22 protein-coding genes are annotated in these 24,536 nt (G+C 72.0%); 13 read left to right on the top strand and 9 right to left on the bottom strand.

Annotation, left to right across the window (positions count from 1 at the left end; all coding sequences use genetic code 11):
• Window position 1 precedes the first annotated feature (1 nt).
• Window positions 2-1,720 carry an FAD-dependent oxidoreductase gene (locus tag AB0N02_RS30440; RefSeq protein WP_363953409.1) on the top strand — a complete coding sequence of 573 codons (1,719 nt, stop codon included), beginning with the start codon at window positions 2-4 and terminating at the stop codon, window positions 1,718-1,720.
• On the opposite strand, the gene AB0N02_RS30435 is transcribed toward AB0N02_RS30440, so the two are convergent.
• A complete protein-coding gene (locus AB0N02_RS30435) occupies window positions 1,705-3,975 on the bottom strand; it encodes an AAA family ATPase (protein ID WP_363953407.1) in 2,271 nt (756 codons plus the stop codon). The genes AB0N02_RS30440 and AB0N02_RS30435 overlap by 16 nt on opposite strands.
• Before the next feature lie 360 nt (window positions 3,976-4,335).
• Between AB0N02_RS30435 and AB0N02_RS30430 the strand changes: the two genes are divergently transcribed.
• Window positions 4,336-5,658, top strand: a complete 1,323-nt coding sequence (locus AB0N02_RS30430) for a lanthionine synthetase LanC family protein (protein WP_363953405.1) — start codon at window positions 4,336-4,338, stop codon at window positions 5,656-5,658.
• Between the two features lie 361 nt (window positions 5,659-6,019).
• Window positions 6,020-6,913 (top strand): hypothetical protein, encoded by an 894-nt coding sequence (locus AB0N02_RS30425; RefSeq protein ID WP_363953403.1) that lies wholly within the window; start codon window positions 6,020-6,022, stop codon window positions 6,911-6,913.
• Window positions 6,914-6,978: 65 nt separating this feature from the next.
• Here the strand turns inward: AB0N02_RS30425 and AB0N02_RS30420 are convergent, their stop codons facing one another.
• A complete protein-coding gene (locus AB0N02_RS30420) occupies window positions 6,979-7,965 on the bottom strand; it encodes a sulfotransferase (protein WP_363953401.1) in 987 nt (328 codons plus the stop codon).
• Window positions 7,966-8,402: 437 nt separating this feature from the next.
• Between AB0N02_RS30420 and AB0N02_RS30415 the strand changes: the two genes are divergently transcribed.
• Window positions 8,403-8,771: a nuclear transport factor 2 family protein gene (locus tag AB0N02_RS30415; RefSeq protein WP_363953399.1), complete on the top strand. Its 369-nt coding sequence runs from the start codon at window positions 8,403-8,405 to the stop codon at window positions 8,769-8,771.
• A gap of 199 nt (window positions 8,772-8,970) precedes the next feature.
• On the opposite strand, the gene AB0N02_RS30410 is transcribed toward AB0N02_RS30415, so the two are convergent.
• Both AB0N02_RS30410 and AB0N02_RS30405 read right to left on the bottom strand, forming a co-directional pair.
• Window positions 8,971-10,686, bottom strand: a complete 1,716-nt coding sequence (locus AB0N02_RS30410; protein ID WP_363953397.1) for a penicillin-binding transpeptidase domain-containing protein — start codon at window positions 10,684-10,686, stop codon at window positions 8,971-8,973.
• A gap of 541 nt (window positions 10,687-11,227) precedes the next feature.
• Window positions 11,228-11,755 (bottom strand): MarR family transcriptional regulator, encoded by a 528-nt coding sequence (locus AB0N02_RS30405; RefSeq protein ID WP_363953395.1) that lies wholly within the window; start codon window positions 11,753-11,755, stop codon window positions 11,228-11,230.
• A 164-nt stretch (window positions 11,756-11,919) separates the two neighbouring features.
• Between AB0N02_RS30405 and AB0N02_RS30400 the strand changes: the two genes are divergently transcribed.
• Window positions 11,920-12,549 (top strand): YigZ family protein, encoded by a 630-nt coding sequence (locus tag AB0N02_RS30400; protein WP_363953394.1) that lies wholly within the window; start codon window positions 11,920-11,922, stop codon window positions 12,547-12,549.
• A gap of 255 nt (window positions 12,550-12,804) precedes the next feature.
• On the opposite strand, the gene AB0N02_RS30395 is transcribed toward AB0N02_RS30400, so the two are convergent.
• Both AB0N02_RS30395 and AB0N02_RS30390 read right to left on the bottom strand, forming a co-directional pair.
• Window positions 12,805-13,425 carry a hypothetical protein gene (locus AB0N02_RS30395; protein WP_363953392.1) on the bottom strand — a complete coding sequence of 207 codons (621 nt, stop codon included), beginning with the start codon at window positions 13,423-13,425 and terminating at the stop codon, window positions 12,805-12,807.
• 309 nt (window positions 13,426-13,734) lie between these two features.
• Complete coding sequence (locus tag AB0N02_RS30390) at window positions 13,735-14,667, bottom strand: LysR family transcriptional regulator (RefSeq protein ID WP_363953390.1); 933 nt, start codon at window positions 14,665-14,667, stop codon at window positions 13,735-13,737.
• Between the two features lie 110 nt (window positions 14,668-14,777).
• Here AB0N02_RS30390 and AB0N02_RS30385 point away from each other — a divergent pair, with 110 nt between their 5' ends.
• The 5 genes from AB0N02_RS30385 to AB0N02_RS30365 all read left to right on the top strand — a co-directional run bounded on the left by AB0N02_RS30385 (window position 14,778) and on the right by AB0N02_RS30365 (window position 18,826).
• Window positions 14,778-15,500 carry an amino acid racemase gene (locus tag AB0N02_RS30385; RefSeq protein WP_363953388.1) on the top strand — a complete coding sequence of 241 codons (723 nt, stop codon included), beginning with the start codon at window positions 14,778-14,780 and terminating at the stop codon, window positions 15,498-15,500.
• A gap of 29 nt (window positions 15,501-15,529) precedes the next feature.
• A complete protein-coding gene (locus AB0N02_RS30380; RefSeq protein ID WP_363953386.1) occupies window positions 15,530-15,991 on the top strand; it encodes a RidA family protein in 462 nt (153 codons plus the stop codon).
• Between the two features lie 76 nt (window positions 15,992-16,067).
• Window positions 16,068-16,943, top strand: coding sequence for an acetaldehyde dehydrogenase (acetylating) (locus tag AB0N02_RS30375; protein WP_363953384.1), 876 nt, complete (start codon window positions 16,068-16,070; stop codon window positions 16,941-16,943).
• Window positions 16,940-17,944 (top strand): 4-hydroxy-2-oxovalerate aldolase, encoded by a 1,005-nt coding sequence (gene dmpG, locus AB0N02_RS30370; protein WP_363953382.1) that lies wholly within the window; start codon window positions 16,940-16,942, stop codon window positions 17,942-17,944. Before AB0N02_RS30375 ends, dmpG begins: the two co-directional genes overlap by 4 nt.
• Window positions 17,945-18,826 carry a 2-keto-4-pentenoate hydratase gene (locus AB0N02_RS30365; RefSeq protein ID WP_363953380.1) on the top strand — a complete coding sequence of 294 codons (882 nt, stop codon included), beginning with the start codon at window positions 17,945-17,947 and terminating at the stop codon, window positions 18,824-18,826.
• A 249-nt stretch (window positions 18,827-19,075) separates the two neighbouring features.
• On the opposite strand, the gene AB0N02_RS30360 is transcribed toward AB0N02_RS30365, so the two are convergent.
• Both AB0N02_RS30360 and AB0N02_RS30355 read right to left on the bottom strand, forming a co-directional pair.
• Window positions 19,076-19,831 (bottom strand): hypothetical protein, encoded by a 756-nt coding sequence (locus AB0N02_RS30360; RefSeq protein WP_363953378.1) that lies wholly within the window; start codon window positions 19,829-19,831, stop codon window positions 19,076-19,078.
• The gene (locus AB0N02_RS30355; RefSeq protein ID WP_363953376.1) at window positions 19,831-20,385 is read right to left on the bottom strand and encodes a DUF4158 domain-containing protein; all 555 of its coding nucleotides are present in this window, start codon (window positions 20,383-20,385) and stop codon (window positions 19,831-19,833) included. The genes AB0N02_RS30360 and AB0N02_RS30355 overlap by 1 nt, the downstream gene beginning before the upstream one ends.
• Window positions 20,386-20,601: 216 nt before the next feature.
• On the opposite strand from AB0N02_RS30355, the gene AB0N02_RS30350 reads away from it, so the two are divergent.
• The 3 genes from AB0N02_RS30350 to AB0N02_RS30340 are packed head-to-tail and all read left to right on the top strand — an operon-like array spanning window position 20,602 to window position 23,079.
• Complete coding sequence (locus AB0N02_RS30350) at window positions 20,602-21,240, top strand: DedA family protein (protein ID WP_363953374.1); 639 nt, start codon at window positions 20,602-20,604, stop codon at window positions 21,238-21,240.
• Window positions 21,241-21,277: 37 nt separating this feature from the next.
• On the top strand, window positions 21,278-22,444 hold the full coding sequence (locus AB0N02_RS30345) for a histidine kinase (protein ID WP_363953372.1): 1,167 nt from the start codon (window positions 21,278-21,280) through the stop codon (window positions 22,442-22,444).
• Window positions 22,435-23,079, top strand: coding sequence for a response regulator transcription factor (locus AB0N02_RS30340; protein WP_363953370.1), 645 nt, complete (start codon window positions 22,435-22,437; stop codon window positions 23,077-23,079). The genes AB0N02_RS30345 and AB0N02_RS30340 overlap by 10 nt, the downstream gene beginning before the upstream one ends.
• Window positions 23,080-23,156: 77 nt before the next feature.
• Here the strand turns inward: AB0N02_RS30340 and AB0N02_RS30335 are convergent, their stop codons facing one another.
• Complete coding sequence (locus tag AB0N02_RS30335; protein ID WP_363953368.1) at window positions 23,157-24,401, bottom strand: isochorismate synthase; 1,245 nt, start codon at window positions 24,399-24,401, stop codon at window positions 23,157-23,159.
• Window positions 24,402-24,536: the final 135 nt, after the last annotated feature.

Below are 24,536 nucleotides of genomic sequence, written 5' to 3'. Positions count from 1 at the left end.
GATGGACGCGTTCGCGGAGACACCCGACCACCACGGGGCCTTCCCCCGGCTGGGCGACGCGCAGATCGGCGGGCTCGCCCTCCACGGGACCCGGCGGCCGACCAGGCCCGGGGACGTACTGATCCGGGAGGGCGAGGACGCCCCGGGCTTCTTCGTCATCCTGGCGGGAAAGGTCGCCGTCATCGAGGGCGAGCGGGTCACGCTCGTCCACGGCCCGGGCCGCTTCCTCGGCGAGCTGGGGACGCTCACCGGCCAGCGGGCGTTCGTGACGTCGGTCGTCTGCGAGGCGGGCGAGGTCCTGGCGGTCCCCCTGGAGGATCTGCGCCGGATCGTCACCCACGACCCCGAACTCGGCGACCTGATCCTGCGGGCTTTCATGATCCGCCGCCGTTCGCTGCTGATCGGCGGCGGCACCGGGCTGAGGATCATCGGCTCCCGCTACTCGCCCGGCAGCCGGCGGCTGCGCGAGTTCGTCACCCGGAACCGGCTGCCGCACCGGTGGGTGGACCTGGAGGAGGACCGGGAGGCCGAGGCGCTGGTCCGCAACCTCGGCATAGCCCCACAGGAGACGCCGGTCGTGATCCTCGGCGGGACCCGGGTGCTGCGCAACCCCGGCAACGCCGAACTGGCCCGTGCCGTCGGCCTGCCGGTGCCCCCGGTGCCCGACGACGTGTTCGACCTCGTCGTCGTCGGGGCGGGCCCGGCGGGCCTGGCCGCCGCGGTGTACGGGGCCTCGGAGGGGTTGCGCACGATAGTGCTCGACGCGGTCGCGACCGGCGGCCAGGCGGGCACCTCCTCCCGCATCGAGAACTACCTGGGCTTTCCGGCGGGGATCTCCGGCGGGGAGCTGGCCGAGCGGGCGGTCATCCAGGCCAGGAAGTTCGGCGCGCGCCTCGGCGTGCCCGCCGAGGCCGTCTCGCTCGAGGCGCGGGACGGGCACTACTCCGTCGGGCTCGGCGACGGGCCGCCGGTCCGGGGCCGCACGATCGTCATCGCCACCGGGGCGCGTTACCGCAGGCTCGGCGTGCCGCGGCTGGAGGAGTTCGAGGGCAACGGCGTCTACTACGCGGCGACCCTGGCCGAGGCGGGCCTCTGCACCGGCCTGCCGGTCGTGGTCGTGGGCGGGGGGAACTCGGCGGGGCAGGCGGCGGTCTTCCTGTCCGAGCACGCCGCGTCGGTGCGCCTGCTGGTCCGCGGCGACGACCTCGGGGAGGACATGTCGCGCTACCTCGTCGACCGGATCAGGCACAGTCCCGGCGTGGAGGTGATGCTCCACACGGAGATCCGCGAGTTCGTCGGCGGGGAGGAGAGTCTGGAGGCCGTCGTCGCCGAGGACACACACACCGGGCGGCGGTGGAGCGTCGGCACGCGGGCCGTGTTCGTCTTCATCGGCGCCGAGCCGTGCACGACCTGGCTGGCCTCGGCGGTCGTCGTCGACGACAAGGGGTTCGTCGTCACCGGCTTCGACGGCGGCCTGCCGCTGGAGACCAGCCTGCCGGGCGTCTTCGCGGTCGGCGACGTCAGGAGCCAGTCGGTCAAGAGGGTCGCCTCCGCGGTCGGGGAGGGCGCCATGGCGATCAGGCTGGTGCACGAGCACTTCGCCCACGAGACCTCCCGGCAGCCCGGCCCGCCCCGTGACGCCGGCGCGCCCGGGACGGTGGGCGCGGTCCCGGCGGCACGGCCGGCGCGCAGGGCGCAGACGTCTCAGGGGGCCCGGTGACCGTCGCGCTCCACGGCGAGCCTGGCCAGCTCGACACGCGAGTGGATGCCCAGCTTGCGGAAGACCTGGCGCAGGTGGAAGGCGACGGTGTGCTCGCTGATGAACATCTGTTCGGCGGCCTGCCGGTTGGTCAGGCCCTGGGCGACGAGGTCGCAGACGCTGCGCTCGGTCCCGGTCAGGCTGGCCCACCCGGACGCGGGGTGCTCGGTCCGCACCCAGTGGCGGCGGCGCTCCCCGAGCGTCCGCAGCCTGCCCCGCACCCGCGCGGCGTCACGGGTCGCCTCCATCGCCCCGTAGCGGGACAGCGCGTCGCTGAGGCTCTCGACGGCCAGGTCTCGGCAGCCGCCGTCGGCGCTGAGCAGCACGCCCAGGTCCTCGGCGGCCGAGGCCCTCGACCACGGGTCGGTGTGCTCGGCCACGGCGCGTTCCAGTGCCTTCCGGTCGCGTTCGCGCAGGCCCCGCGCGTGGGCCGCGGCCACGGCCGGATTGGGCAGGCCGGGGTTGCGCCAGGCGATGCCCTCGGCCGCGTCCACCACGGCGTCGGCCCGCCGCTCGTCGTCCACCGCCATGGCCACCCGCACCAGCCACGCCGCGGCGGTCGGCTCGCTGGTCAGCGCCCCGGTGTGGCGGGGCAGCGCGTCGTAGACCCGGCTCAGCGAGCCCATCACGCCCGCCGCGCCGTCACGGGCCTCGCCGATCCGCCCGGCCGCGAGCTCCGAGCGCAGCCGCGCGTACGGCGGCGCGCCCCGCGGCCCCCGCGCCAGCTCGCTCTCCAGATACTTGATCGCCCTGGGCAGATCGCCCGCCCGCAGTGACGCGGTGCCCAGGATCGACAGCGCGGAGGAGGCCAGGGCCGGCACGCCCAGGGTCTCGGCGGCGGTCAGTCCGGTCTCGGCCCGCTCGATGGCGCTGCCGAACCGGCAGGCGGCCAGGTCGAGGCGGGCGCGCAGCACGGGGATCTCGGCCGCCCACGCGGGGTGCCCGGCCGCCTCGGCCGCGGCGCCCGCCGTCATGGCCGCCGCCTCGTCCAGCAGCCACAGATCGGTGAGCATCGTCGCCAGCACGGCCCGGGGCTGCGGGTAGTTGCCGTTGCCGGGCAGTTCGGCGGCCTCGCGGGCCAGTTCGAGCCCGCGTGAGAGCCTGCCCTCGTCCCAGGCGAGCAGCGCCAGGAGCACGAGCGTCTCGGCTGTGACGCCGTCGGCGGAGTGGCGGGCCCGCGGGGTCACGGGGGGCGCGCCCTGTTCGATCTGGTGACGCAGCGCCTGCCGTACCGGGGCGGGGACCGTCTCCACGACCGACCGCCACAGCAGCTCGTGCCGGAACGACAGCTCGTCCGCGGTGGCGACGAGCACGTCCGCCGCCAGCGCCTCCTCCAGGGCCGGCAGCAGGGCGGCCGGGGGCTCGCCGAGCATCTCGGCGGCGTACGTCGGGGAGAACGAGCGGCCGAGCACGGCCGTCGCCTCCAGCAGGTGCCTGGTCCTGGTGCTCACCTCGTCCAGGCGCCGCCGGACGGCGGTGTGCACGCGCCGCGGCAGCGCGGCCCCGGTCAGCCGGGCGGTGCCGGCCTCGATCCGCACGGCGTTCTCCTCGCGCAGCCCGGTGAGGAGCTCCAGAAGCAGGGAGGGGTTGCCCCCGGCCTGCGCGGCCAGCGTCGTCAGCTCCTCGTCGGGAGCGGCGCCCAGCGCGTCGGCGGCCACCTCGGCCACGGCGTCCTCGTCGAGGGGGTGCAGCGTGATCCGTATCGCCCCCTCCCGCTGCAGCAGATCGAACAGCCGGGCGTCGTCGTGCCCCTCCCCGGCGCGGCGGGCCAGCAACCACACCAGGGGACGGCCGGTCAGCTGGGACGGCAGCGTCCGCAGCGCCATCAGCGTGGCGGGGTCGGCCCACTGCAGGTCGTCCAGGGTCACCAGCAGCGGGCCCCGCTCCGTGCGCCGCTCCAGCGCGGTCCGCACCTGCTCGGCCAGCCACATCAGCAGACCGGCGCCGTCGGGCACGGCGCTTCTGGTGACGGCCATGGTGGCCGGCGACTCCTGCAACGCGGACAGCAGCGGCCCCAGCGGCACCAGCCTGCCCAGCTCGTCCGCCCTGCCCGAGGCGACCGCCGTCCCCCGCGCGGACGCCACGGTCGCCGCCTCGGCGAGCATGAGGGTCTTGCCGATCCCCGGCTCGCCTTCGACGAGCATCACGTTCTCCGTCATGCCCGTGGTCCCCAGCAGCCGCAGGACCGTCGCCCACTCATCGGCACGGCCGCGCATCGTCTCGCCCAGGATTCGAGGTCATATAGGTGGTTTTCTACCCGGCGTTCTTTCCGGGCATGTCTCCGGAGAGGAAAAACACCTGGTCAGGGCGGTTTCGTGGGTGATTCCCCAGATCGGTCCGGCGGCCGGTGCGCCGGGGACGCAAGGGGGCGCCCGTCCCCGTGTCACCCGTCCGGCATGGGGGTGAGCACACGGAATCGCCCGGTCCGCGCATACGCCCTCCGCTGCGACGACAGCCGTAGTAGCCTGCCTTTTGTACCCGGGGAGACGTCACCGACCTCGTGAGTCTCAGAATTACCTATTGATCCTGTAGGAAATGGGGGTAAACTGGTGGTCTCGCCGTACGAAGGAGCAGCCATGAGCCCGGAACCGGGGACCGAGGGCCTGTTGCTCGCGGCCGTCGAGGCCGCGCGATGGATCCGGTCGGCGGCGGTGGACGACGAACGGGGCAGGCACTGGCGGGCGAACCCCGATCCGCGGGGCAAGGCCGCGATGCCCGGCCAGCCGCTGTCGCTGTACTCCGGGGCCGCGGGCATCGTGCTGTTCTTCCTTGAGCTGGCCGCCGCGACCGGGGACGACACCTACCTCGACGACGTCAGGGCCGGGGCCCGCTACCTCGCGGCCACCTGGCGCGACCAGGCCGACCTCTCCCTCCACCACGGCCTGTCGGGAGTGATGTTCGCGCTGACCGAGGCGGGCTGGGCCACCGGCGAGGGCTCCTTCGAGGTCGAGGCGGGGGCGGTCGCCGACCACGTCGTGCGCAGCGCCCGCTCCATCGACGGCGGTCTCGGCTGGACCGGCGACCCCGCCCAGCGCGGCGACGGCGGCATCATCCTCGCCCTGCTGCACGCCGCGGGCATCCTCGGTGTCCCCGCCTACCAGGAGGTCGCCGTCGAGGCGGGCGCGCGCATCGCCGCCCTCGCCGTGCCCGGGCACAGCTTCGGCACCGGCGCCTACGCCGACCTCCCGCTGGACGCCGTCACACCGGGCTTCCTGTCCGGCACCGCGGGCACCGCCTTCCTGCTGGCCCGCCTCTACGGCGTGACCGGCGAGACCCGCTTCCTCGGCGCCGCGCGCAGGGGAGCCGACTTCGTCCGTGCGGTCAGCACCGTGACCGAGCGGTGCGCGCTGGTCCCGCACCACATCCCGCAGGGCCGAGATCTGCACTATCTCGGATTCTGCTCGGGCTCGGCCGGTGTCTCGCGGATGTTCTACGAGCTGTACCGCGTGGCGGGCGACGCCGGGGACCTCGACTGGGTCGAACGGCTGGCCAGGGGGATCGTCCGCAGCGGGGTCCCCGGGCGCCAGAGCGAGGGCTACTGGAACGTGGCCTGCCAGTGCTGCGGTACGGCGGGCCTGGTCGAGCTGTACGTCGGCCTCTGGGCGGCGACGGGCCGCCCCGCCCACCTGGAGTTCGCCCACGAGTTGGGGGAGAACCTCATGGGCAGGGCCGCGCGGCATGACGAGCGGGGCTCGCGGTGGTACCAGGCGTACCGCAGGCTGCGGCCCTGGGAGGTCACCGCGGACACCGGCTACATGATCGGCGCCGCGGGGATCGGCGCAGCGCTGCTCCACCTGGACGCCACCATGCGCCCGGAGGAGGCCCGCAGGCTCGTCCTGCCGCCGGACAACCCGTTCCCCGCCATCCCGCTCCCCACGGCGACGCTCCGCCGATCCTGAGAGCCGGGAACGTCCGGGAGGGGGTGAGTCGACCATCACGCGAGAGCCGGCGCGAACACCGCCCGCACCGCCCCCGCACGACCCCGCGGTCCTCGCGGTCCCCTCAGCGGCCCCGTCCGGCCCCGGGACCTGCGCCGACGCCTGTACGAAGCGCGTCGCCGGTCACCTACCCTTCGACACATACCCAGGCACACCGGATCGTGCCGCCCCGCCACAGGAGAGGCAGCGGTCGCTGGCGCTCCTGGCCCGGGAGATCCTGAAGGCGGTCTGACCCAGTGATCGTCAAAGGACGACCAAAGTTCGTGACCATGATTGGTGATTCTTCGTGAGCACTGCGGAAGCCTTGCCTACCGTCGATGTCGTGCCGACAATCGAGGACCTTCTTCCCGACCCCGACCGCGCGACGGTGGCCGTCGAGCCGGCCCAGGCCGCTCCCGGCCACTGGGCGGGCGCCCCGAGCGCGGTGGCGAGCGACGGGCTGATCTACCTGGCCTACCGGCTGCGCCGGCCGGTCGGCGAGGGGCGCGGTTACGCGGTCGTCGTCGCCAGGTCGGAGGACGGCGAGCGCTTCGAGACCCTCCTCACGATCCACCAGCGGGAGATGGACACCGAGTCGCTGGAGCGCCCGACGCTGGTGCGCACCCCGCAGGGCCGCTGGCGGCTCTATCTCAGCTGTGCCACCCACGGCACCAAGCACTGGCGGGTCGAGGTGCTGGAGGCCGACGACCCCGCCGGATTCGACCCGGCGCAGCGCAAGGTCGTGCTCCCCGGCGACCCCAAGACCGGCGTCAAGGACCCCGTGATCGTACGGCACGGAGGCCTGTGGCACCTGTGGGCCTCCTGCCACCCGCTGGCCGAGCCCGAGGAGGCGGACCAGATGGTGAGCGACTACGCCACCAGCGCCGACGGGATCGAGTGGACCTGGCAGGGGACGGCGCTCAGCGGCCGGCCCGGCGCCTGGGACGCCCGGGGCACCCGGGTCGCGGCCGTCCGGTTCGCCGGCGACAAGGTGATCGCCCTGTACGACGGCCGGGCCACCGCCGAGGAGAACTACGAGGAGAAGACGGGGGTGGCCGTCGGCCTCGATCCGGCCGAGCTGACGCCGACCGGCGACGGGCCCGCGGCGTTCTCCCCGCACGCGGGTGGCGGCCTGCGCTACATGGCGATCGTGGACCTGCCGGACGGCGGGCGGCGGCTCTACTACGAGTACACCCGTGCCGACGGCGCGCACGAACTCCGCACCGAGCTGCGCTGACACGCCGCCCGCGGGGCGGGCGATCCGGCCGGTGCCCTCGAAGAGAGAGGGCACCGGGCCGGTTCTCAGATCTGCGGGCGCCCGTTGCGGGCCTGACGCTGGCCGTGGGGACGGATGCCCACCAGGCCTCCCGACCGCTCGCGGGGCAGCAGCCAGTCGCTGAAATCCTCCCCGGTCACCTGCTGCAGCAGCGCCACGTCGTCGGTGAAGTAGCCGATCAGCTGTTCGCGCTGCTCCCAGGTCAGCGGCTGGCGCGAGGGGGCGCGCTCCTGCAGCCGCCGCTCCAGCGGATCGGTCAGGGCGCCGCTGATCCGCGCCGGCAGGTAGCGGCCGATCGCCGCGCCGGCCCGCAGCGTCCGGGACAGCAGCCGGTGGCCGCGCGTGGGCTCGGGGTGGGCGGTCACGTTCTCGCGCGGCACCTCGGCGAGGATGCCGGTCTCGACACCGAGGAAGCGGCAGATCCGGTCGAGGGTGTCGACCGGCCGGTCGACCAGGTCCCGGTAGCGGAAGACGAACACCTGCTCGCGGGGGAACAGGGTGAGCAGGTGTTCCAGCTGCTCGCCGTACCGGCCGAGCGCGCGGTAGTGCCAGAACGGCGCCCAGCCCGCCGCGATCCGCCGCTCCTCCTCCTCGCAGGCGCGCACCACGTCGCCGATCGGGTCGAGCCCGGCCGACCACAGGTGCGTCCAGTTGGAGTGCGCCCGCTCCACGGGGTCGCGCAGCGCCGCGATCAGCCTGACCTCGGGGATCGCGGCGCGGATGCGCCGCTGGGCGGCCCGGTCGTAGAGATAGAAGGGGGTGGACTCGCCGGTGAGCGTGCCCGGCGGGGCGTCGGCGAACAACGCCTCGTAGTCCTCGCGCCGCCAGACGTGCTCACGGTAGGTCTGGGCGTCGCCCGGACCGCCCCTGGTCGGCGGCGGCCCGTCGCTGAGGAAGAACTTCGGCTCCTTCACCGACGAGAGGAAGAGTCTCGGGTGCCGGGACAGCGCGGCGTGCAGTGCCGTCGTCCCGGCTTTGGGAGCGCCGATCGTGAGGAAGTCTGGCAACGGCATCGCTATTACCCTCAATCCCTACTTCTTTTATAGCAAATATAGCCTTTTCGAAGATGAAGGCAAGCGTCAGGCGTGGGAGGTTCCATGCCTGGAGGGATCTCCCGGTCAGGGGGGCTCTGGGCACCGTCTCGGGTGTCTGGCCGCGGAGGACGCGATGTCGTCTCACCCCGCGCGTGCGGGATCGGCGTTTCCCCTGGTCGTCGTGGCGGGGGAGCCGAGCCTGTCGTGAACCCTCAGGATACCCGGAGGCCCGGGGACGGGGTCTTCCTGGCGGCGGCCGGGGGCGGAGCCCCGGCGGGGTGCCGCCGGCCCGCAGCCGGCCCGGCGGCCCGCGGCCGGGCCCCGGGGTAAAACGAATCTACTTTGTAAAGGGCAGCGGCCGGCGCGGCGTGCCCGTACGGTAAAGGAACCACCAGCCTGCGAAGGAGAGAACGAACGTGGCACGCGAAGCCGTCTGGGCGGTCATCACCGAGATGTACGACGCCTACCGGCGTGGTGACCGGGCAGGGATCGACCGGTTGCTGCACCCGGAGGCGACGATCTGGGACTCGGCGGAACCGGTGCTGATCACCAGCCGGGAGCAGTTGGAGAAGGTCCGCGACGCCCGGCCCGCGGACGGGCCGGGGGAGACCGGCGTGCGCGCCTACGACGAGGTCGTCGACGTCTGGCAGGACGCGGCGCTCGCCCGCTACCTGCTGCGCGTCGACTTCGCCGAGGGAGAGCCGGAGATCGTGCGGACCACCGCCGTGCTGCGGCTGGTCGAGGGGGAGTGGCTCATCGTGCACGTCCACGAGAACACGCTCTGACCTGCGGCTGTCCTGAGGCGACAGGGCCGGCAGGGCTTGGTGCCCGCCCGGTGAAGCGGCGAGAAGCTGTCCCCACAGCCGGTCTCGACCTCACCGAACCGTTTCAGCGCGGCACCGGAAGAATACGCGACGACCACGCAGGCGTCGGCCTCGGCCTGACGGGGGATCGGGGGAGCGCATCCCTGCGGCTTCAGGGCGTTCACCGCTCCAGGGCGTTCAGGAACCTCGCGGCGATCGGCGCGGCCACCGCTCCGCCGCTGCCGCCGTTCTGGACGAACACCGCGAAGGCCAGGGAGCCCCGGTAGCCGATGAACCAGGCGTGGCTCCGCTCACCGGCGACCTCGGCGGTGCCGGTCTTGCCCGCCGTATCCGGGGGCAGGCCCGCGGAGGCGGCGGTGCCCTGGGTGACCACGGCGCTCATCATCGCCCGCAGGCCCGAGGCCACGTTCTCGTCCAGGGGCACGGGCGGAGGTGAGTCGGCGGGAGGCTCGGAGGTCACGACGGCCGGTTTCCAGTCGCCTCCGGCGACCGCGGCGGCGACCTCGGCCATGCAGAGGGGACTGGCCTGCACCGAGTTCTGCCCGATGGCGTCGGAGCCCAGCTCGTTCAGGTCGGTGTACGGCCGGATCCGGCAGGAGCTCAGACCGGGCTTCTCCCGGAACCCGAACCGGTCGGCGGCCTCGGCGCGCAGCCCGCCGTCGCGCAGCCGTTCGTAGGCCTGCTGGACGAAGGTGGTGTTGCAGGAGAGCGCGAAGGCCGTGGAGAGGGGGACGACGCCGTGGTCGGTGCCGTCCGAGTCGGTGAAGCGCCTGGCGTTGGGGATGGTGTAGGCGGCAGGGCAGGGGACCGGTGACTGCGGGGTCAGACCGCCACGGAGCAGCCCGGCGGCGGTCACCACCTTGAACGTCGAACCGGGCGGGTAGAGGCCGTTGAACGCCCTTTTTCCCCCCAGCGTGTCGGCCACCGCGCGTATCTGGCGGCTCTGGACGTCCACCGCCACGATCGCGGCGGGTCCCTGCAGGCCGTCCAGGGCACGGGCGGCGGCGGCCTGCACGGACTGGGAGATCGTGGTGCGGGTCGCCGTCTCCCGCGGGGAGGGGGAGGCCAGCAGCACGCGGCCCGAGGGGACCTCCCGCAGCGTCAGCTCGATCGTCGTGCCGTCCAGGCCGGTGAAGTAGTCGCCGGCCCTGCTGTCGCGGGGGAAGGGCAGGCCTTCGCGGGTGAGCGTGGCCGGCCGCCGGACCCGGTTCTCCCGCAGCCGCAGTTCTCCGCCGTCCCTGAGCGAGGGATGGAGCGTCTGCGGGGCCCAGAGCACCTTCCAGGTGCCGGCCCGCCGCGCCAGGCGCAGGACCGAGGAGAACGGCCACCGGCCCAGCCCCGCGACCTGCCGCACCCCCTGGAAGGGCACCTCGGCCTCCAGCGCGCTCCTGCGGCGCAGCGGGCCGGGGGTGAGCGACAGCAGGGACGCCCGCAGTTCGGTGTCGAAGCGCCGGTGCCGTTCGGTGAAGTCGGCAGGGGAACCGGCGACCAGGGCGGCCATGGAGGACAGGTCGTTGACCCGCCAGGCGGCGAAGTATCTCGCCGCGACCGGCTCGGGGCCCTCCTGCGGGGCCGGTACGGCCGGCCCCGGCGTGGAGGCGAACGGCGAGGGCGAGAGCGGGGGCGGAGGCGGGGTTTCGGTCTCGGGGAGGAAGGACAGCATGGGCGGCGCGGGCGAGGACCGCGGCGGCGAGCCCTCGGGCGAGGTGTCGGCGGGCACGTGACCGGCCGAGCCCTCCTCGGCCGTCTCCGCCGGGAAGGCGCGTGGCCGCGGGGCGTCCTCGCCACCTCCGACGGCGATCACCACCCCGTACACGCCGAAGGCCACGATCGCCAGCGCCGAGGCGATCAACGCGAGAATCCACCGGTCACGCATACCGTCCACCCCCGGGTTCGATGGGTGCGCACCGGTGTCCCGCGGCGTCGTCCTCCCGTCTCCGGCGCCGAGGGGGAGCGCTCGTTCCCCGGACCCGCGAAACGTTTGGGAAAAGGCCTTATGCGGCCCTCGGAACGGTTGCGCGATCTTGATTGTGCACCATGTATCGCGAAATTACGTAATCTGTGGATCAGGTGAAATGTTATTGTGAACAGCGCATCGCCGGACGTGACCGCTTCATCATGGTGTTCCGGGGACAATGCTTTCCGGAAAACCCGGCCGTCTCGTGGGGAAAAGGCAGGTCTCACGCGCCTCGGAGCCGTTTCGGGGAAGTGAGAGGGCCTCCCGGACCGGTGACACCCGAGGCCGGGCCGGAAAATCCGGCCGCTCCGGAAAAAGGGGACGACGGCGGACGCAGATCGCCCCCGTTCGCGTCCGCCGGACCGGGAAAGGAACGTTTCCGCTCCGAGTCGTGCGCCCCGGAGCGCCGCCGGAAATCCGGCCGTTCTCCGGTGGAAAGCCGCCTCGGTGGCGTTTCCGTTCAGTCGTCCGGTCCGGCCAGTGCCTCGCGGAACGGCGCGTGGGCCGGGTCGTCGAGCGTCCGCGCGGCGTCGGCGATGCGCAGGCGGAAGGAACGGCGCCGCAGCGCGTCGGACAGCGCCGTCAGCATCTCCTCCAGCGAGCACGGCAGTTCGGCGTCCAGCGCGGTGGCGGCCAGGTTCGTCGCCGCCCACTCGGCCTGGATCGCGGGCAGCAGCGACCGCGCCTTCTCGGTCAGGTGCACGATGTGCTGCCGGGCGTCGTCACCGGCTTCGAGCACGACGAGGCCGCTCCGGCTCATCTGCGCCACCGTCTGGCTGGCCGCGGAGTGGGTGACCGAGGTCGCGCGCGCCAGGTCGCGGATGGAGCACGGCCCCAGCGTGACGAGCGCCCGTATGACGGGGGAGAAGCGGGTCCGGTAGTCCGGCAGTCCCAGATCGGCGCAGGCCCTGGCCACGTCGCCGTCCATCAGGTCCAGGAGATGCCGCAGCCGGGGGCCCGCCCCCTTCTCCTGAGGTGACGCGTCCACACGGGGACTTTAACAGCGCTGTCGCATCGGTCGCGGCAGCGGGCCTTCCCGCTCCCGGGCGCGCATCGGCACGGGCCGGTCCAGGCCGGTCCGGGTGGTCCGCACTCGCCGTCCCGGCGGGGGTACCTGGAAATCTACTTTGTAAAGGCGAGTAGCCTGGGCAAATGGCCGAACCGTACCTGACCCCGGAGAACATCACCGAGCACGAGATCGAGATCAAACGGTCGCGGTTCATCTGCACCCTGGCCCCCGTGGGCTCCGAGGGGGAGGCGCGGGCGTTCGTCGCCGGGTGCAAGGAGCGCTACGCCGACGCCACCCACAACTGCTCGGCCTACGTGATCGGCGGGGACCGGCGGCTGCAGAAGGCCGACGACGACGGCGAACCCGGCGGCACGGCGGGGACCCCGATGCTGGAGACCCTGCTGCGCCGGGGGCTGGGCGACGTGGTGGCGGTGGTCACCCGCTACTTCGGCGGGGTGAAGCTGGGTGCGGGCGGCCTGGTCAGGGCGTACGGCTCCGCCGTCGGCAAGACCCTGGACCTCGCGCCCCTGGCCGAGATGGTCCCGGCGAGGGTGATGACGGTGACCGTGGACCACGTCCAGGCGGGGCGCCTGGAGAACGACCTGCGTGCCTCGCCGTACGAGGTCAGGGAGGTCGGTTACGGCGCGGAGGTCGCCTTCCGGGTCGCGGTGCGGGAGCCGGACCTGGCCGTCTTCCCCGGCTGGGTCGCCACGCTGACCGCGGGCCGGGCGGCGGTCGAACCGGGCGAGACGGTCTACCTCAGGAAGGCGTGACCGGGCCCGGGGAATCACGGCGGGCGGCGGTGGCCCGGCGTTCGCCGGAGAGGGAGTACCACGCTCCCTTTCTCTTTCTTCGCCTCGGTTGTGGAGATCGTAAGGAGCGGTGGGGGAAATGTCCTGATCTTTGGTCGGGAACCTCGGGGCCGGGCGGGGGCGCGGTCGCGTGTCGGCCTTCGAGGAGGCTGAGTGCAGGAATTAGCGGTAGCGACCTGTGCCTTCTTCGCTTGTTAGCGATCCGTGATTTGTTGATCAGTGGGTACGTCGGCGGGGCGCGAGGACCTCGGTGACCTTGGCGATCGCCTCGGCGCCGGGTTTGACGTAGCGCATGGCGGTGCGGGGGTTCTTGTGGCGGGTCTTGCCCATGATGAGCTGCAGCAGTACTTCGGCCTCGCCGAGGTGGGTCGCGGCGGAGTGGCGCAGCTGATGGAGGTCGAGGCCGGCGTGCTTCTCCAGCAGGACTCGGGCGCGGTCGTAGCCGAGGCGGGCGCGGCCGGTGTGCGGGCAGATGTCGGCGGCAGCCGGGCGGCGGGCGGGGCGGCGTTCGGCGTCGGCCGGGACCGAGGGGGCGGCCCAGTGCTTCTTGGTCTGGCACCACAGCAGCCAGGAGGTGACGGCGGCGCGGTTGCGGTTCCAGGTGGCGGGCGCGCGTCCGCCCCACAGTTCGGTGAGCGCGCTGCCGATCTCGGTGTCGGTGACGTCGGCGAGCGTCCGGTCGCGGCCAAGCAGGGCGATGGTGCGGTCGATGGCCGAGGCGTAGGCACGGTGGGTGTTCGGGGTGGCCGTGCGCGCCGTGGCGAGAAAAGCGTCGGCGGCCGCGGCTAGGGTGACGTGCTCGCCGCGCAGGACGGTGATCTTCGACGCGGCGCTCATGCCTGCCGCCGCGTGCCGTCGGACGCGATGTACCGGATAACGTGCCGGAGTCGCGCACCGTCCCGGCGCAGGGATGTCCTGGTCGCCGCGCCCCCGTGATCGCTCATGTACGTGATAACAGTCCGTTATCACGTACATTGCTGAGGGGTGATGTTTCGCGTTCGGCACCGTCTTGAGCATCCAACCTCCGCGCCGATGGTGGCTCCTTGGCGCCATAACTCGCGATGTAGCAGGCCCAAGACCAAGCGCAGTGAGCGTGACGTGGAGCACACCCTCAACCCCGAGGCCGGATTTGTCCGCCGTTCCGTTTCATGAGCGGCCGACGGCCCCTGCGGGAGTCTCGGGTCTCTCAGCGCGGGACCGAGCCCGCACGGCGTTCAAGGCGGTCATGAAACGGGTGAGGAGTTGGTCCATGTCTCCGGCTCGCCAGACCAGGTGCAGGGTGGTGGCGGTACCCGTGAGCCGCCGCGGTGTCACGCCCTCCCGGTGCAGCACCCGGTAGGAGTCGGCCATCACGGCGGCGCCGAACCCGGCGGCGACCAGCGCGAGGATCGTCTGAACGGTACGGCCCCGTGCGCCGACGCGCGGCACGATCCCGGCGTGGTGGCACAACGTGGTGATCTCGTCGTGCGCGTGGGGCGCGGATTCGCGTGGCCACAGCACCAGGGGGATCTCGCCGAGCACGGACACCGGTGCGGGCTCACGGGTCCTGGCGAGGGGGTGCCTGGCCGGCAGGAAAAGGGTCAGCGGCTCGCGTGTCCAGACTTGTGTGGCGAGACGGGCGTCGCGGACCGGTAGCCGCTGTACCGCTATGTCGAGTCTTCCGTCCAGGATGCCGGTCGACATCTCGGCGTCGTCGAATAGCTCTATCAGGGACAGCTCGACGTCGGGGAGTTCTGCTCGCAGCCGTCCGAGGGCGTCTCCCAATACGCCGTTGATGCCCGAACCGGCGAACCCTACCGTCAGGTGGCCGACCTTGCCCTCGGCGGCCAGCCGTACGTCGTCCAGAGCAGCTTCGGCTTCGGCCAGCAGGTGCACGGCCCGCCGGAGCAGAGCCTCTCCGGCAGCGGTCGGCACGAGCCCGCGGCCGGCACGGGCGAACAGCTCAGCCCCCAATCGCCGTTCCAGCTCCCGCAACTGCCGGCTCAAGGTCGGCTGGGTCAGCCGCAGCCGGCGGGCGGCACCGCTGATGGATCCCTCCTCGGCGATCGCGACCACATAACCCAGCAACCGTAGATCCATCCATACCTCCAAGGCATGGCTGCCATATCAATCGATGCCTCAGAGTAGGCATGTCAGGGACCCACGGCAAAGATTGGAGTCGTCCCGATTCCGGAAACGCTGGAGCTGTCGTGAAACACCTGGGAGTTCTCGCCCACAGCACGGGAGGAGCCGCCCTGTGCTTCCTCACCTTCTGTGATGAGGGATTCCGCCGCACCGGCCGTAACGAGCATCCCGACGTCAGCCTGGACTACATCGCCTTCGGCTACAGCATGCCCGCCTGGGATGCGGGGGATCATGCGACCGTCCGGGCCACCCTGGCCACCAGCGCGCAGCGACTAGCCCGGGCCGGCGCCGACTTCTTCGTATGCCCGGACAACACCGCCCACCTGGCGCTGGAGGTGCCGGGACCGGACTTCCCGCTGCCGGGCCTGCACATCGCCGAGGTCGTCGCGGACCAGGCCGCAGTCGAGGGGCGCACCCGCGTCGGCGTGCTTGGCACCAGATACACCATGGATGGCCCGCTGTACCCGCGCGCACTCGGCGCCCGGGGGATCACCGCGGAGCTGCCGGACGCCGCGGACCGCGAGCTCGTCAACGAGATCATCTTCACGGAACTGGTGAACGGCGTGATCAGCGACGCGTCGCGCCAGGAGTACCTCCGCGTAATCGAACGGCTGGCCGACCGTGGCTGTGACGCGGTCGCCCTGGTCTGCACCGAGATCCCGTTGCTCATCACGCCCGAGGTCTCCTCGCTGCCGACGCTGGATTCGACCCGGCTGCTGGCACGCGCGGCCTATGACACCGCTGTCGGCGAGCGGGCGATGCCCGACTGGCGCGGCGGCCCCCGATGAGCCCGGTACGCCGCGGAACGGAGCGCATGATGTCACATCCCGAACGGCGCCTCGGCGAGCTGGGTCTGATGCTGCCGGAGGCCGTCCCCCCGGTCGCGACCTACCTGCCCGCCGTGCGCAGCGGTGATCACGTCTACATATCGGGCCAAGTGCCGCTGCGGGAGGGGCGCCTGATCACGACCGGCCGGCTCGGTGACACGGTCGGCGTAGAACTTGGGTATGCGTGCGCGCGCCAGTGCGCCCTGAACGCACTGGCGGCGCTGAAGGCGGAGATCAGCGACCTGGCGGCGGTGGCCCGCGTGGTCAAGGCCACGGTGTACGTCGCGTCGACGGAGGACTTCACCCGACACCCCCAAGTCGCCGACGGTGCGTCGGACCTGCTCTGCGAGGTTTTCGGCGACGCCGGACGGCATGCCCGCTCGGCGGTCGGGGTGTCGACGCTGCCGCTGAGCGCACCCGTCGAACTGGAACTACTGGTCGAGCTCCACTGAGCCCGCGAATCCCCTGAGCCCCCAGGCCACCGGCCCGCGGGGAAGGCAACACCTTTCGGTCACGAGGAGGGCGCCCATGCCCGCGAAAGTCCCGGCGGCGATCGTCGGTTCAGGCAACATCGGAACAGACCTGCTCTACAAGCTCCGCCGATCCGAACTCATCGACCCGCGTTTCATGATCGGCATTGACCCGGACAGCGAGGGCCTGCGGCGGGCGAAGGACCTCGGCGTCGAGGTGTCCGCGGAGGGCGCCGACTGGCTGCTCGGCCGATCGGACCAGCCCCCGCTGCTCTTCGAGGCAACCTCGGCGAAGGTGCACGCCGCGGCCGCACCGCGTTACGCGGCCGCGGGGATCACCGCGATCGACCTGACGCCCGCTTCGGTCGGGCCATGGGTCGTACCCGCCGTCAACCTCGACGAGCACCTGCAGGCGCCGAACCTCAACATGGTCAGCTGCGCGGGACAGGCCACCATCCCCCTCCTGTATGCGATCGATCAGGTCGCCGACGTCTCCTATGGCGAGATCATCGCGACCATCGCCAGCGCCAGCGCCGGTCCGGGCACCCGGTGGAACCTCAGCGAGTTCAGCGAGAAGACCCGGCAAGCCCTGACCGCGGTCGCCGGAGTGGACGAGGCCAAGGCCTTCTCACTGATCAATCCGGCCGAGCCTCCCATGGTCATGCGCGACACCGTGTACGCGAAGGTACGCCGGAGCGACGCCGACCGGATCGAGCAGGCCGTGCGGGACATGGTCGCGGAGGTCCAGCGGTACGTGCCGGGCTACCGGCTGCGACTCGTGGAGGTCGACGGCGACCTGGTCACCGTCATGGTGCAGGTGGAGGGCGCGGGCGACTTTCTGCCCGCCTACGCCGGCAATCTCGACATCATCACCGCCGCCGCGGTTGCCGTCGCCGAACGGATCGCGGAGCAGACCCTGGGAGCCACCCGATGATCACTCTTGTGGACACGAGCCTGCGCGACGGCATGAGCAGCGTCTCACACAAGTTCACCCCGGAACAGGTCGCCGCGGTGGCCAGAGGCCTCGACAAGGCGGGTGTGCGGGTCATCGAGGTCGCCCACGGCATCGGCATCGGCGCCTCCTCGATCCAGTACGGGATCGCCGCCGCGACCGACGTCGAGTACGTCCAGGCCGCCGTCGCCGCGGTGCACAGCGCGGACGTTGCCGTGTTGTACGTGCCGGGAATCTCGACGCTCGCGGCCCTGGACGCCGTCCGCGACGCGGGCGCAACCACGGTACGGGTCGCCACGCACTGCACCGAGGCCGACTGCGCCGAGCAGCCGATCCGCCACGCCCGCGACCACGGCATGCGCGTCATGAGCTTCCTGATGATGAGCCACAAGCTCGAACCCCCGGCACTCGCCGAGCAAGCCGCCAAGCTGGACTCCTACGGCGCGCAGGTGATCTACGTGGTCGACTCCGCTGGGGCGCTCGTGCCTGGTTCCGCCGGGGCCCGCGTCGCCGCGCTGCGCGACGCGGTCCACGCCGACATCGGCTTCCACGCCCACAACAACCTGGGTGTGGGCATCGGCAACGCGATCGCCGCAGTCGAGCACGGCGCGACCTACATCGACGGGTCGCTGCGAGGTCTGGGGGCCAGCGCCGGCAACGCCCAGACAGAGGTTCTCGCGGCGGCGCTGGAAAGAGCCGGTCACGACCCGGGAGTCGACGTCTTCGCACTGATCGAGGTCGCCGAACACGTCCTCGCGCCGTTGATGACCGAACCCCAGATCGTCGACGAGACCGCGCTCCTGCTCGGGTACGCCGGTCTGTACTCCACCTTCTTCCACCCGGCCAAACGCGCCGCGGGCAAGTACGGCGTGCCCGTGCGCGAACTCCTCCTGGAGTTGGGCCGACGCGAGGTCATCGGCGGCCAGGAGGACATGATCATCGACGTCGCGGCGGAGCTTTCGAGTCGTGCTGGGAGGGCGTGAGTGAGGCCTTTCGAGGTGCGTGAGGCGGCCGTCGCGCTGCTCGACGCCTACCGGTCGGGCACGCCGATTCCTCCCCTGAGCACCACCTACCCCAGCGCGACGATCGCCGACGCCTACCGGATCCAGCAGGAGCAGGTGCGGTCCTGGTCCGCGGCCGGAGACCAGGTCCGCGGCCACAAGATCGGCCTGGTCTCGGCCGCGATCCAGCGGCAGATGGGCGTCCACGAGCCTGACTACGGTCATCTGACCGCGAGCCTGTTCCACCCGGAGCACCGGCCGATCCCGGCCAGCGCGTTCATCCAGCCCCGGATCGAGCCGGAGATCGCCTTCGTCCTCGGCGCTCCGCTCCGCGGACCCGGCGTGACGATCAACGACGCCACCAGGGCGGTTCGACACCTGCTGCCAGCTCTTGAGATCGTCGACTCCCGGATCCGGGACTGGGAGATCACGATCGTCGACACCATCGCCGACAACGCGTCGTCCGGGGCGGTGGTCCTTGGAACCACGCCGATCGATCCGGCCCAGGTCGACCTGCGGTCCGCGAACTGCGCTCTGCTCAGGAACGGGACAGTCGCTGAAACCGGCACGGCGGCAGCGGTCCTCGGCACACCGTTCCACGCCCTGACCTGGCTGGCCAACGCCATCGGTGCACTGGGTGTATCGCTGGAGCCAGGCCAGATCGTACTGTCCGGCTCCCTCACCAGGGCCATCACGATCGCATCGGGCGACCGCATCACGGCGGACTTTCCCGGAATCGGAACCGTCACGGCGGTACTGGCCGAGCACGCCAACGAGCTGCGGCACGAGCCCGGAGCGGGCGTCAGGCGAGGACCGGAAAGGCGTACCGATCCGCCCGACACCACCAGCACCGCCACCGCGTGACCCGCCATGACGACCGAGCGCACAGCGGCGGATTGGGAAGTACACCTACGGACCTCCGGTGGAGGAAGTGAGGGCCGATAACGCTGCGCAGCCCCGGCATGACGACCGGCACCGACGTTCTCCCGCTCAAGGCCCGGTCGGCGGGCCGGAGCCGTCGATCGCCGACAGGGCCAGGCGCTTGTCGAGGTTGAGCTGGATCTCCCCATAGGGAGTCATGTTGGTGTGGAAGACCGGGGTGAGGCCGCAGGGCTACCCGTCGACCAGGCTGCGCAGTTGCTTCATCAGCGGCGGCTCGGCCAGCGGGCCGAGCTTCTCCAGCCGCAGCCGGCCGCCGATGAACTGCACCGCGGTGTTGTGCCCGAGCCCGTCCAGCACGCGGACGTAGGCGCCCTCCAGCGCGCCGGCGAGCTCGACCAGGTGCCCGGCCGGCTCCAGTTCGAGTTCCAGCGAGGTCAGCAGGCGTGGCCGCGCCTGCTCCCACGCCGCCCCGTCCAGCAGCCGGGCTCGCGGATCGCTCCACCGCTCCAAGCCTTCGGCGAACACATCGCGCCGGCGCAGCACGGTGTGCAGGTGCATGAGCGCGCACAGCACGAACGCGGCCTTGTCGACCTGTCCCTCAGGAAGATCCGGGTTGCGGTACACCAGCGGCCGCCAGGACCCGGTGATCAGCTCGTCATGCGCGGCGATGTCACCGGGCGCATAGCGGCGGCGGCTCTTGGCCATCACCGCGGCGGCGCGCACCATGGCCAGCACCGGCGTGCCGGCCTCGACCGCGCGGAACCGGATCGTGGACAGCAGCTGCTCGATGAAGCCCTGCACGGTGCGGTAGCGCTTGACCAGCTCGGCCCGCCACTGCGCGGCCGCGTCGTCATCGCTGACCGGCACGAACGCCGCCACCGTCTCCACCGCCGAGGCCAGCTTCTCGCGCGGCACCACCTCCTCGATCGCCTTCCACACCTCCACCAGCGAAACCAGCCGCTCCTCGGTCGCCTCCGGCACCGCCATCAGCACCTCCATCGCCAACGCGTGCAGCCGCTCGTTCTCCGCACCTCGCCGACCAGCCGCACCGGCACGGTCATGCCCGGCAGCAGAACGCGTTCCTTGAGCATGTGCACCCGGGCCCGGTCGAACAGCGCCCGCGGCCCCTCCGCCGAGGCCCACACCCGGGCCGCCACGTACTGGCGCACCTCGCTCTCGCACGAGCCGAAGTCGCGATACCCCAGCAGCTCCCGAATCTCCCAGGCATGCTCGTAGACCGTCTGCTGCCGCTGCCCATAGTCGGCCAAGTGCGCCGGATCCACGCCGAGCTGCTCGGCGACGAACGCCACCGCCTCCGGCGGAACCGCCAGCGGATCGTCGGTCAGGAACACCCCCAGCATGCGTACCGTGCCCCACTGCACCGCCCAGCCGAGCTTCGTGGCCGGACGCCGCTTCGAGGCCAGCGCATCCAAGGCACGGCGATCCAGCCGGAAGAACTGCTCCAGCTCAGCGGCGGAGGGCTCCTCAGGGAAGCGGCCATAGCGGGCGATCTGTTCGTCAGAGAGAAATTCGAACGGCATAGCCCAGGAACGTAGGGCCCGCAACCTGCCCAAACGGGGGCCGTCATCGAACCGGTACGAAGATCAACTCCCTACCGCTAATTTCTGCACTCAGCCTCCTCGAAGGCCTGTCGCGGGACTGGGGTTTTCCGCACCCCGGACGCTGGGGTGCGGGGGAGCCGGACTCCGCGGTCTCCCTCATACCGGTCATACATCGGTTTTCCTAACCTTCTGGGCATGAGTTCAACGACTGCCGACGGAATCGCCGGGTGGGCGATCAATCTCATGGAGACCCTCGGGGCGCCCGGCGCGGGGGTGGCGATCGCGCTGGAGAACCTGTTCCCGCCCCTGCCGAGCGAGGTGATCCTGCCACTGGCGGGGTTCACCGCGAGCCGGGGGGACATGACCCTGTTCGACGCCGTGCTCTGGACCACGCTCGGCTCGGTGGCCGGCGCCCTGGCGCTCTACGGGGTCGGGGCGCTGCTGGGACGTGAGCGGGTGGTGGCGATCGCGGCGAAGCTGCCGCTGGTCGATGTCTCCGACATCGAGAAGGCCGAGGCGTGGTTCGCCAGGCACGGCGGCAAGACGGTGTTCTTCGGAAGGATGATTCCCATCTTCCGCAGCCTCATCTCGATCCCCGCCGGGGTCGAACGCATGCCGTTGGCCACCTTCACCCTGCTCACCACGCTGGGCAGCCTCATCTGGAACACCGCCTTCGTGATGGCCGGATACCTGCTGGGAGAGAATTGGTCACTGGTCGAGGAGTACATGGGCGTCGTCTCCCGGGTTGTGCTGGGCGTCGTCGTGCTCGCGGCGGTGGCCTTCGTGGTGGTCCGGCTGACCGGCAGGCGCAAGGGCGGTCACCGGGTCCGGTGACGGGCGGGTACGGAAGTGGGGGAGGGCGGAGAGCGGCGTGACGGACGGGGCGGGGAACAGGCCGGTGAACGGCGGCGCGGCCGGGATGGCGGTACGGGCGGCGCTGGCGCTGGCCGGGCTCGCGCTGGGGGTCTCCACGACGGTGGCCGGGCCGGTCTTCCTCCTGGTGGCCAGCCCGTTCCTGGCGCACCGGCGCGGTCGGCGATACGCGCTGGCGGCGGCCGTACGGCTGGCCGGCCTGGAGGTCGCGAGGCTGCGCCTGCTCGGCGGGGTGGAGGTCTCCGGCTACGACGGACGGCGGGCGCTGCGCTACCTGCTGCGGCGCTGGCCCGTCGGAGTGCTGGGGTTCCTGGTGCTGTTCCTGCTGGGGGCCGGGATCGTCGCCGGGGTGCGGATCGCCTGGCACTGGGGGAGGGGCGAGCCGTTCGACGGCATGGAGCCGACCACGCCGATCATGCTCTACGTCGTCGTGGCCGGGCTGGTGCTGTTCTTCCTCGAGGTCATGGGGCTGATCGGGCTGGTGGCCCTGGAACGGCTGATCGCCCTGCGGACGCTCGGCCCGAGCCCCACCGAACTGCTCGAACGCCGCATCGCCGAGCTGGCCGAGAGCAGGGCGGGCATCGTGGCGGCCGTGGACTCCGAGCGCAGGCGCATCGAGCGCGACCTCCACGACGGTGTGCAGCAGCGCCTGGTCGCGCTGGCCATGTTGATCGGCAGGGCACGGAGGGGACGCTCCCCCGAACTGCTCGACGAGTTGCTGGGCCAGGCACACGACGAGGCGAGGGCGGCGCTGGGCGACCTGCGGGACGTGGCCTGGCGGGTCTACCCGACCGGTCTGGACTCCCTCGGTCTCAACGACGCCCTCGCGACCGTCGCCGAGCGTGCCGGGGTCCCGGTCACGGTGCGCTACGGTCTGCGGGAGCGTCCCGCGGGCCGGGTGGAGACGGCGGCGTACTTCGTGGTCTGCGAGGCCGTCACCAACGCGGCCAAACACGCGGCGGCGCGTGCCGTGACCGTCGAGATTCTCAAGGAGGGCACCGTGCTCGTGGTGCGGACACGTGACGACGGCCGAGGGGGCGCCGATCCCCGCGGCGGAGGGTTGTCGGGTCTGGCCCGCCGGGTGGCAGCGCTCGACGGCCGTTTCCACGTCGACAGCCCGCCCGGCGGGCCCACCACGATCACCGCGGAGCTGCCGTGCGAGTGATCCTGGCCGAGGACTCCACGCTGCTGCGCGAGGGGCTCGTCCGGCTGCTGGTGGAGGAAGGGCACCAGGTGCAGGCCGCGGTCGGCGACGGCGTCGCGCTGGTCGACGCGGTGGCCGGGCACCGGCCCGACATCGTGGTCGCCGACGTGCGGATGCCGCCGACCCACACCGACGAGGGACTGCGGGCGGTGCTGGAGATCCGGCGCCGCTGGCCGGGGACGCGCGTGCTGGTCCTGTCCCAGTACGTCGAGAAGCGTTACGCGACCGAGCTGATGAGCGGGGACGTCGGCGGGGTCGGCTACCTGCTCAAGGACCGGGTGGCCCACGTCGCCGACTTCCTCGACGCGCTGGAGCGGGTCGGCGCCGGGGGAGCGGCCTTCGACCCCGAGGTGGTGCGCCAGCTGCTGGCGCGTACCACGCACGCCGACCCGCTCGCCCGGCTCACCCCCCGCGAGCGTGACGTGCTGGACGCCATGGCGCAGGGCTGCACCAACGCCTCCATCGCCGAGCGGCTCCACGTCTCCCAGAGCGCCGTCGAAAAGCACGTCAACGCCATCTTCGACAAGCTCGGGCTGCTGCACGTCACCGGCTACAGCCGCCGGGTGCTCGCCGTGCTGCGCTATCTCGGCTCCTAGGCGGCGCCGGGAACGCGAGGGCTTCCCCGGCCCGATCCGCGCGTACGGCGCCGCCGGGGGAGGCGGGGGCCGCCGGCTTACCCCCCCTCCAGGGCGTACTGCATGACGCGCAGCTTGGCCTGGGCCTCGGCGAGCTCGGCGGCGGGGACGGAGTCGCCCATGATGCCGCAGCCCGCGAACAGGCGGGCCCGGGAGCCTTCGATCTGCGCGCATCGCAGCGCGATGCCCCATTCGCCGTCGCCCCTGGCGTCGATCCAGCCGACCGGGCCCGCGTAACCGGCGCGGTCCATGCCCTCCAGCTCGCGGATGACCTCCAGCGCCGTCCGCGTGGGCGTGCCGCCGACGGCGGCGGTCGGGTGCATGGCGGCCACTACGTCCAGGACCGAGGTCCCGGCGGCCAGGCGCCCGCTCACCGGGCTGGCCAGGTGCTGGACGTTCGACAGCAGCAGCAGCTCGGGCTCCTCGGGCACCTTCAGCTCCGAGCAGAGCGGGGTCAGCGCCTCGCGCACCGACTCGACCGCGCAGGCGTGCTCGTAGCGGTCCTTCTCCGAGGCGAACAGCGCGGCCCCGCGCGCCATGTCGTCGGCCTGGTCGGTGCCCCGCGGGGTCGTGCCCGCCAGCACCAGCGACTCGATCGTCTCGCCGGTGCGCCTGACCAGCAGCTCGGGGGTGGCGCCGACCAGGCCCGCGCAGGAGAAGGTGTAGCACTCGGGGTAGCGGTGGGCCAGGCGTGACAGCAGCACGCGGACGTCGATGGCCCGGTCGGCGGTCGCGGTCAGGTCCCGGGCCAGCACGGCCTTCTCCAGGCGGCCGGACCTGATCTGCCCTACGGCGAGCGCCACGGCGTGCGCCCATTCGGGGGCGGTCAGGCTGCCGTCGCCGTAGCGGATCCTGCCGGGGGTGCGCGGCGCGGTGACCAGGTCGAGCCGTTCCTCTCCGATGGTGGTCAGCCAGGCGCGGCCGTCGCGGCGGGCCAGGATGACCCGGGGGACGACGAGGACCGATCCGTGAGCGTCCGGGTCGAAGGTGAAGGAGCCGAAGGCGACGGGACCCGATCCGGGGGCGCCGACGCGGTCGTCGACGTGGGCCTCGTCGAAGAGGCTGGACAGCCAGCTGCGGGCCCAGTCGAAACGTCCTGAACCCGGGGGCACCGCCACCCGCACGGCCTCCCCCCACGCCGCCAGGCCCTCACCGTGCCTGATCCAGGCGTACGGGGCGGCCTCGTCGGGCAGCCGTGCGAGCAGGTCGCCGGGATCGTCGACGAGGGCGGTTCTCACCAAGAGGGGACGGGTCAGTCCGAGCGCGACACTCACCCGGAACACTCTATGCCGCGAACTGAACGTGTTCGGCGCCCGGTCCCCGCTGAGCGGGGCCGCCACGCTCTGTCAAGAAAACCAAGGCGCTCGGTCAACGGAGGGCACCCCGCTGTCCTGCGGTGATAGATCCGAGGCAGAGGC

The organism is Streptosporangium sp. NPDC051022, from assembly GCF_040683035.1.
GTDB lineage: Bacteria > Actinomycetota > Actinomycetes > Streptosporangiales > Streptosporangiaceae > Streptosporangium.
This window is presented reverse-complemented; position numbering and strand designations above follow the sequence as displayed.